This is a genomic window from Acinetobacter sp. UBA2063 (assembly GCF_002333245.1).
Taxonomy (GTDB): domain Bacteria; phylum Pseudomonadota; class Gammaproteobacteria; order Pseudomonadales; family Moraxellaceae; genus Acinetobacter; species Acinetobacter parvus.
On the sequence record NZ_DDAH01000174.1, the window covers coordinates 1 to 8,751 of the forward strand.

The 8,751-nt window shown below is 44.2% G+C and carries 10 protein-coding genes and 2 pseudogenes; 6 read left to right on the plus strand and 6 right to left on the minus strand.

What is annotated here, in order from left to right; genetic code table 11:
- Window positions 1-334: CDP-alcohol phosphatidyltransferase family protein (locus tag B4H32_RS08280; protein ID WP_349677407.1), on the plus strand; the 334-nt coding region annotated here is incomplete at its 5' end.
- A gap of 236 nt (window positions 335-570) precedes the next feature.
- Here the strand turns inward: B4H32_RS08280 and B4H32_RS08285 are convergent.
- Window positions 571-1,344, minus strand: coding sequence for an IclR family transcriptional regulator (locus B4H32_RS08285; protein WP_004680712.1), 774 nt, complete (start codon window positions 1,342-1,344; stop codon window positions 571-573).
- Between the two features lie 406 nt (window positions 1,345-1,750).
- Here B4H32_RS08285 and B4H32_RS12840 point away from each other — a divergent pair.
- Both B4H32_RS12840 and B4H32_RS08295 read left to right on the plus strand, forming a co-directional pair.
- Window positions 1,751-1,907: pseudogene (locus B4H32_RS12840) on the plus strand (hypothetical protein); the annotation flags it as partial.
- 109 nt (window positions 1,908-2,016) lie between these two features.
- Window positions 2,017-2,343, plus strand: a pseudogene (locus tag B4H32_RS08295) (HlyD family secretion protein); the annotation flags it as partial.
- On the opposite strand, the gene ruvX reads toward B4H32_RS08295, so the two are convergent.
- From ruvX to recN, 3 genes are all read right to left on the minus strand, one after another.
- Window positions 2,344-2,787: a Holliday junction resolvase RuvX gene (gene ruvX, locus B4H32_RS08300; protein ID WP_004674392.1), complete on the minus strand. Its 444-nt coding sequence runs from the start codon at window positions 2,785-2,787 to the stop codon at window positions 2,344-2,346.
- Entirely contained in the window at window positions 2,780-3,334 is a 555-nt protein-coding gene (locus B4H32_RS08305) for a YqgE/AlgH family protein (RefSeq protein WP_286801801.1), read from the minus strand. Before B4H32_RS08305 ends, ruvX begins: the two co-directional genes overlap by 8 nt.
- A gap of 134 nt (window positions 3,335-3,468) precedes the next feature.
- Window positions 3,469-5,130 (minus strand): DNA repair protein RecN, encoded by a 1,662-nt coding sequence (gene recN / locus B4H32_RS08310; RefSeq protein WP_286801805.1) that lies wholly within the window; start codon window positions 5,128-5,130, stop codon window positions 3,469-3,471.
- Between the two features lie 229 nt (window positions 5,131-5,359).
- Between recN and B4H32_RS08315 the strand changes: the two genes are divergently transcribed.
- From B4H32_RS08315 to B4H32_RS08325, 3 genes are all read left to right on the plus strand, one after another.
- Window positions 5,360-5,686 carry a pyrimidine/purine nucleoside phosphorylase gene (locus B4H32_RS08315; RefSeq protein ID WP_004680708.1) on the plus strand — a complete coding sequence of 109 codons (327 nt, stop codon included), beginning with the start codon at window positions 5,360-5,362 and terminating at the stop codon, window positions 5,684-5,686.
- 119 nt (window positions 5,687-5,805) lie between these two features.
- Window positions 5,806-6,555 carry a 23S rRNA (guanosine(2251)-2'-O)-methyltransferase RlmB gene (gene rlmB, locus B4H32_RS08320; protein ID WP_004674395.1) on the plus strand — a complete coding sequence of 250 codons (750 nt, stop codon included), beginning with the start codon at window positions 5,806-5,808 and terminating at the stop codon, window positions 6,553-6,555.
- A gap of 30 nt (window positions 6,556-6,585) precedes the next feature.
- Window positions 6,586-7,497 carry a DMT family transporter gene (locus B4H32_RS08325; protein ID WP_004680707.1) on the plus strand — a complete coding sequence of 304 codons (912 nt, stop codon included), beginning with the start codon at window positions 6,586-6,588 and terminating at the stop codon, window positions 7,495-7,497.
- Here the strand turns inward: B4H32_RS08325 and coaE are convergent.
- Window positions 7,494-8,099, minus strand: coding sequence for a dephospho-CoA kinase (gene coaE, locus B4H32_RS08330; protein ID WP_004680706.1), 606 nt, complete (start codon window positions 8,097-8,099; stop codon window positions 7,494-7,496). The two genes, B4H32_RS08325 and coaE, sit on opposite strands and share 4 nt — an antisense overlap.
- A gap of 1 nt (window position 8,100) precedes the next feature.
- Window positions 8,101-8,751: prepilin peptidase (locus B4H32_RS08335; protein ID WP_286801823.1), on the minus strand; the 651-nt coding region annotated here is incomplete at its 5' end.

Sequence of the window (8,751 nt, forward strand, 5' to 3'; positions counted from 1 at the left end):
TAAGCTGATGGTTGCGGCGGCATTGATTGTACTGGTGCAATGGCAACCGACCATTTCAATGGCTTTTGCGGCGATTGTGATTATTTCCCGTGAAATTACTGTTTCAGCATTGCGTGAATGGATGGCTGAATTGGGTGCACGTACTAGCGTTGCAGTTTCTACGGTAGGAAAGTACAAAACAGCATTTCAAATGATTGCGATTAGTGTGTTCTTATTAAACTGGAAACCGCTGGAAATGTGGGCCTATGCCTTGCTTTATGCGGCGGTGATTTTGACGTTGTGGTCGATGTTTATTTATATGAAAGCAGCATGGCCCTATCTGAAACAACCCTAACTATTTTTCTGTATTGCCATATAAATTAAGGCCTTTCTTTTGAAAGGCTTTTTTATATCTGCTCATAAAAAAACAGGCAAGAAAAAAGCCCATAACAACAATGAGCTTAGTTCTCTAACTCTAAGGAAAAGTCATGCTCTTTTGGGGAGAGTATGCTGAAGAACAGAATCATCATATGAGAATTTTTTGTTATTTACAACGCATAAAAATGTAAAAGTTTTTTAATATTCTCAGGTTTAATTTCCCTGACTTTCAGAAAGGGTGGCAAATTTATGCTCAATCTGTGCGGCATTGCCTTGCAAGATTTCAATCAGTTTTTGAATATTTAGAAAGTGAAAACGGTTCTTTGAGGCAAGCAAAGTCAATGCAATGGGTGCTTCTTTGTTTGAGAAACGAATTGGCACTGAAAGGCCACAAATCATTGGGTCAATCTCACCCTGTGATAAATAGAAGCCCTGTTTCTTGATTTTTCGCATTTGCTGCATGAATTCATCGAGACTATGGGCAAAGCCTACCTGAGCAAGTTCCTGAGTAAACTGGTGATAATAAGCTTGAATCTGTTGCTTGGAGAGATGAGCAATCACAATTTTGGGTGAAGCACCTACATAAACAGGGCGTGGACAACCCCTGCCGTATGAGATGAGTTCTGCTTCTTTAAAAGTTTCATGATGCAGGTCGATGCAATAGTCATGGTTCAGGTAGGTCAGCAGGCAGCATAGTTCGGTACGTTCCACGATATCCCGCATAAAGGGGATGCTGATTTGCACCAATGGGTCGGTACTGTGTGAAATATAATCCAGAACCGCAATTTTAGAACCTAAAGTGTAGTCACCTGATGTACCACTGATCCGCTTTAGCATATCAGTTGACACCAGTTCCTTGAGGTAACGGTAGGCGGTTGGTTTGGAAAGACCGAGCTCATCACAAATGATATCGACATTGATAATCGGGCGTGAAACTGAAAACAAGTCCAGCACGGTGAGAATTTTACCAAAACTCGAAATTGCCATGATGAGAAATCTACTCCTTAAAATAACCTTAAAACCGAACTTTTATTGCTTTATAACAGAAAAATTTAAGGTCGGATATGGACTTTTGGACTTGATCGGCAGGCAAGATTAAATTAATGCCGCTGCTGAGAAAATAATGGTGTTTTAAAAGTATTATTCTAAATTAAATATGTAAATTATCAAATGGCGATAATTTATCTTGACTAATGCGCTGGGTTTTGAAAAAATTGTCAGTGCAATGTCTTTATTGGATAATTATTTTTAGGCTCATGCTGCAAAAGCTCCAATCATTGTGCATCACTCCAAATCATCAGTTCTCACCTTGTCAAAGCAATCTGGTTGTTTCCAGGTTGGCTGATTCTGTCGCCACATTTCTATGTGAGGTAAATGATCGGGGCGGTAGACTACTCGTGATGCCTTAGATATTCATGCCTTGGCGGTGCATCTGGCTTATGAAAAAGGTGAACTTAAAGGCATGACCAAACCATTACAGGAAATGCTGCATCAGGTTTCATTGGTGGTTGCCAACCTTGTGGCCCTGTCCCAGCGAGTCACGCAGCTTGAGCACATGCAAATGATCAGTCTTGCACCGCATTTAAATGTCATCCGTCAGGATACTCTGGCTTTTTTAAAGCAGGAACGAACATTAACTGCTGTGGATTTGCAAGGTTTGCGGCCTTGCTTGATCGTCATCAACTGTATGTGGTGGGTTATTTTGAGGAAACCAAGCTCAATCGTATCCACGTGGGCGATCAAGCCACAGTACAGCTCATGGGAGATCGCCAGAAAATTCGTGGGCATGTGCAAGGCATTGCAATGGGAATTGAAGACCGTGAACGTTCAGGTAGCTCTAATTTATTGGCGAATGTGAATCCAACCTTTAGCTGGGTACGTTTGGCCCAGCGTGTGCCTGTTAAAATTATGCTGGATGAGCAACCACAGAATCCGTTGGCCTTTGTTTCAGGACGAACAGCAACGGTTAGAATTATTGAGAAATGATCAAGGCGTAATCCCAGCAGGATCACGATACCAGCTTTGAATTAGCAGCGCAGCGGCAAAACTATCTGCTGACAAACGTTTAGCCTGCCCCTTGTTCTGGTAAAACTCAAGTTCTTCCCTTGCTTCACGGGTGGTCAGGCGTTCATCTACCATCCATGTTTCAATATTGGTCTGATGGCGTAAACGCCGTGCAAACTTACGCGCACGTGCTGACAGTTCAGATTCACTATCATCCATATTCAATGGTAAGCCAACCAGAAACAGGTTGGGTTGCCATTCCCTGACCAGTTTTAACAACTGATTCCAGTCAGGAATACCATCTTTCATGGCAAATAATGGCAGGGGAGTGGCACTTTCAATAGTGGATTGACCAATTGCCATCCCCATTTTCTGGGTGCCAAAATCAAAAGCCATGATGGATTGGGACGCTTGCATATCAGGCATGACCAATTTCAGACGCAAACCAGGTACGGTCTACCCCAATTTTTTTATAGGCAGCATCCCAGCGATCGTTATAAGGCAGGTTGAAAATCAGGTCCATGTCAGATTCACAGATCAGCCAGTCACCCCGTGCAATTTCTTCCTCAAGCTGGTGTTTGCCCCAGCTCGCATAGCCTAATGCAACCTGGTAACGCCCAACACCCTCGTTATGCGCAATCGCATCCAGAATATCCTTGCTGGTGGTGATACAGACATTCTCGCCAACCGCAATCGACGAGTGCCAGGTTGGTTGGCCCGTATGCAGCACAAAACCAGCTTCAGGACGTAAAGGGCCGCACTGCAAAACCGCATGTGGCTGTACGTTGTCTGCATCGATCTCCAAATCGTTGAGGAGTTCCCTGATCTGTAGGTTTGATGGGCGATTAATCACGATGCCCTGAGCACCATCCTCATCATGACGAGCAACATAAATGACTGTGTTTGCAAAGAAGTCATCTGCCATGTCTGGTGGAGCGATAAGACAACGGTGAGTTAAATATTGTTTCGTCACCTTGGCGGTTCTCCATCAAAACAAGTCCCACTTTAAAAAGGGGATTTAGGGGGATTAAATAATAGGTTGTTTTTATCAACATACAAGAGTTGATTGGATTTCGCCAATCATTTTCTGATATTTTGTTGCATAAACTAGGCTGACTGGAATTTGAGCTGACGCAACTGTCTGGCGTGCTGCAAGGTGGTTTCGCTAATTTCAACACCACCAGACATGCGGGCAAGCTCCAGAATACGCTGTTCTTCATCCAGTTCAATGATGGTGCTACTGGCGGGGTCGGTCTGTTGTTTCTTCACCAGCAAATGCTGGTCAGACTGTGCTGCAACCTGAGCCTGATGGGTGATACAAAGCAACTGTACATGCTGCGCCAAGTCAGCCAACAAACGCCCCACCACTTCAGCTGTGCCGCCACTGATCCCCACATCGATTTCGTCAAATACCAACACCTCAGATTCGGTTTTTTCAGCATTCATGACCTGCATCACCAGGGCGATACGTGACAGTTCACCGCCTGATGCAACACGGGCCAGCGGTTGCGGTGGAATACCCTTGTTGGCCGTGAATAAGAGTTGAATAAAACTTAGACCCTCGGCATTGGCTGCTTCCAGAGGTTCAAACTTAAACTCAAAATATGCTTCTGGTAATGCTAGTGGTTTGACTTGCTCAGTCAACTGTTTTGCCAATGGAATGGCAGCTTTACGACGGATTTCATCCAGATGCTGTGCCTGTTGCATAAACTCCTGATAGGAAACTTCAACCTGTTCCGCCAGAGTTTCAGGATCTTCCAGTTGATGCAGTTGCTCTAGCTCTTGTTGCCAGATTTCATATTCCTGTTTCAGCAGTTCAGGCTGGGTACGGTATTTACGTGCAAGGCGGTGAAAAACTTCCAGTGTTGCATTGAGCTGTTCCATGCGCTCAGGATCAAAGCTTTGACGGTCAATAAACTGACGTAGGCTGGAGGTGGCGTCATCAATCTCACTTTGTGCATTTAACAGTGAATTGTAGATACTGGAAAGCTGTTCACTGCGACCCGCATGCGACTCTAAACGACGAATAATGGAAGCGATTTCCTGCGTGATGTTTTGCTCAGCTTCATCCAGCACATTCAGGCTATAAGCACAGTCCTGCATAATGTGTTCATGGTGACTAAGACGGTCAAATTCCTGTTCAATCTCTCGATAATCGGTTTGAATCACATCTTCCAGTTCTTCTATTTGTGATTCCAGAGTTTGTATTCTTTGAATTCGGGTGGTCTGTGCATCTAAGGCGGCTTGATGTTGTCGGATATTTGTTTGCCATGTCGCATAGGCTTCACGTACTGCATCAGCAGGAGCGGCAAAGTTGCTATAACGGTCGAGCCAGTGTTTTGGATAGGGCGGTTCAAGTAACTGCTGCTGGCTATGCTGGCTATAGAGCTGGACCAACAAACGCCCAATTTCTTTCAGTTCAGCCAAGCTATCTGGACGACCATTAATCCACGCCTTGCTGCGTCCAGTGGCAAAAATCACACGTCTTAAATGAATCTCACCTGAATCATCATCCAGTTCATGCTCAGCCAGCCATTTAGCCTCTACACTATCGGGTTTATAGCTAAAGACAGCGGTCACATCGGCCTTATCCGCCCCATAGCGTACATAATTGGTGTCGGTACGTTCCCCCAGACATGCGGAGAGTGCATCTAACAATAATGATTTGCCGGCGCCAGTTTCACCAGTCAGCACATTGAAACCCTGTTCAATGTCCAGTGCCAGATGGTCGGCAAGTGCAAAATTAATTAAAGTTAAATGGGTGAGCATAAATGCATCCAATGCACAGAATATTTTGCTTAAAGATAAAGAAGTTTTATCCTAGCGACAAGAGTGAATTACGCTTGGCAATATTAAAAAAATAAAATCAACAGGGACTAAATATGGGAATAAAAATTGCTAGTTTTGCATAAGGAAATGGATTGATTAGTTGCGATGGCACAATTAAACTACGTCCAGCATAATCTAATATAAATGCGGCATTATTTGGAGAGTACGCATGAGTTCAGTGCAGTTTGATCATGTAACGGTCATCAAAAAATCGAATGTGTATTTTGGTGGGGCATGTATCAGTCATACAGTACAGTTTGAAGACGGTACAAAAAAGACTTTAGGTGTGATTCTACCCACTGAGCAGCCTTTAACCTTTGCGACCCATGTGCCAGAGCGTATGGAGATCATTTCGGGTGAATGTCGGGTTAAAATCGCCGACAGCACTGAAAGTGAATTGTTCCGTGCGGGGCAGTCTTTCTATGTGCCAGGCAATAGCAAGTTTGACATTGAGACGGATGAAGTCCTTGATTACGTTTGCCATTTAGAAGGCTAACCTATTCGCGTCTAAATCGGGTACACTAGATTTAATGGAAATCCTGTAAAAGTCATTTTGCAGGATTTTTATTTTTATGAAATCTCCTTTTATATTCCGCTTTCTTAAAGAGGTCGTTCATGGCAAAACCTGAATATTATTATGGCGTTCATTCAGTGGAGTCATTGCTGGAGCTGGAGCCTGAACGAGTTTTGACCTTATTCACCCTGAAAGGGCGTGATGATCAGCGTCTACAAAAGATTTTGCAGTTGGCTGAACCTTTTGGGATTAGTGTACAGAAAGCCAGCCGAGACAGTCTCGAAAAACTGGCAGGTCTGCCATTTCACCAAGGTGTAGTTGCTGCAGTTCGACCACATCCAACTTTAAATGAAAAAGATTTGGATCAGTTAATGCAGCAATCACCTGATGCTTTATTGTTGGCATTGGATCAAGTCACTGATCCGCATAATCTAGGGGCTTGTATTCGTACTGCTGCTGCAATGGGGGTGCAAGCCGTGATTGTACCGCGTGACCGTTCAGCAAGCTTAACCCCGACAGCACGTAAGGTTGCCGCAGGTGGGGCGGAAAAAGTTAAGTTTATTCAAGTGACTAACTTAGCTCGAACATTGGCGCATCTCAAAGAAACAACACATATGCGTGTTATTGGCACAATGCTAGATGAAAAAGCATTGCCAATTCAGCAATGTGATTTTAACGGTCCAGTGGTGATTGTGATGGGGGCGGAAGATACAGGATTAAGGCCTATAACCCAGTCGCAATGTGACCAAACCGTTTATATCCCGATGTCTGGTGATTTACAAAGTTTAAACGTCAGTGTGGCGACAGGGATGGCACTTTATGAGGCATGCCGACAGCGTAATGCTGTATAATTCACACAATTATCGTCAATGTAATTAAAAATGACCGCTCGCACGCAAGGCTATCTGTTCGTTTGTATCACCATGTGCATCTGGGGTGGTTTTACCATTCTCTCCCGTTTAAATCTGCACTGGCATGTCAGTGCCTGGGACTTGGTGGCAATGCGTTTTGCGATAGCCTTTCTTATTTTAATGCCTGTGCTGCTGTATAAAAAAGATTTGGCATTCTTGTGGCATCCCCGCCCAATTATTTTGGCTTTAACTGGCGGGCTGGCTTACTGTCTAACGGTTTATACTGCTTTTTTACAAGCACCAGCAGCCCATGCTGCAATCTTCTTAAATGGCTGTATTCCTTTATGTACGGCTGTTGCTGCTTATTTATTGTTTAAACAGCCTTTTGATAAACATACATGGCTCAGTCTCATCATTATGTTGAGTGCTCTGGCATTGATGAGTTATCTGATGTTGCATGAGCAGGCCTCTGCCTTTGGTCTTGGCGATGTGCTTTACTTCCTAAGCGCTGTTTGGTGGGGCATCTTCACTGTACTGTTAAAACAGTGGAAGCTATCGGCCTGGCATTCGATGGCAAGTGTGGCCATTTGGTCAGCACTGATTTATTTACCGATCTATATCCTATTTATTCCTAAACATTTTCAGGAAGCAGAGCCTGTCCATTTGCTGGTACAGGGTGTATTTCATGGTGTTTTGGTGGTGATTATTGCAACCCTGACCTATGTTGCCGCAATTGAACGTTTGGGTGCATTTAAAACGGGAAGCATTGTGACCTTGGCGCCATTTATTGCTGCTGTCATTGCTGTACCTCTGTTAAATGAACCTTTGAGTCCAGCGATTATGTGTGGATTAGTGGGTATGGGTATTGGCGCTTTACAACCATGGCGCTGGTTCCGTAAAGATGCATTAACGGCCCAGTTGTCTCAACAGAAACAGGATTAGCCGATCTGCTCAGCCCGCTGTAAATAATTAAGGTGTAATGGTTTGAGCTGCTTGTGCAGATGTTCAAGTAGTCCATCGTTCAGCACAATATCATTGGCGAGCTGTTGTTTTTGAGTACGGGGCATTTGGGCTGCAATAATCTTTCGTATTTGCTCTTCAGTTTGCCCATCACGCTGGCTGGCACGTTGTAACTGGGTTTGTTCATCTGCATCAATCAACAGAGTGTGTTGAACCAGTTCATGCTGGTTAGTTTCAAAGAGCAGGGGGGAAACTAGAATCACGTAGGGGCTTTCTGCTTGGTATAGCTGCTGGATGATGGATTGGCGAATAGCAGGGTGGGTGATTTGTTCTAAACTGTGACGAGCCTCTGGGAACTGAAAAATATGTTCACGTAATGCGCGGCGGTCTAGATGACCATCTTCCAGTAACACCCAGTCGCCAAATAGCTGTTGAATTTTCTGTAACGTTGGCTGGCCTGGTTCAACAATTTCCCTCGCAACAACATCAGCATCAATGACGCGAATACCTTGGGATTCAAACCATTGCGTGGCGGCTGACTTACCACTGCCAATCCCGCCTGTAATGCCCAAGATAAAGCGCATATTAACCACCTAAATAGACTTTCATAATTTGATCACCCCATAAAAATGCGATCCAGCCTGCAATGGCGATATAGGGACCAAAGGCAAAGGGCTGATTTTCACCACGTATTTTCATGAGAATAATACCAATAATGGCACCCACGACTGAGGAAAGCAGCACAACAAGCGGAAGCATCATAGGCCCCATCCAGGCACCCAGGGCAGCAAGCAACTTAAAGTCACCATATCCCATACCTTCTTTACCAGTCACCAATTTAAAAAGATAGTAAACCACCCATAGACAGAGGAAACCAATCAAATAACCCCAAATCGCTGACGTGGCAGTTGTATAAATTGCAAAACTGTTAATTCCCAAACCTAGTGCTGCCAAAGGAAGCGTAAAACGGTCTGGTAACAATTGCGTATCGAAATCAATAAAAGTGAGTGTGATCAATACCCATGTGAGGACTAAGCCAAAGAGCATTTGAATGGTTGCACCAAATACTGCTACAACGATTAATGAACAAACCATGGTGAGAAGTTCAATTAATGGATAGCGAATACTAATTGGATTCTGGCAAGAACCACATTTGCCACGAAGAATGATCCAACTGATGATAGGTATATTCTGATACCAGCGAATAGGGGATTTACATTGAGGACAGGTTGAGGC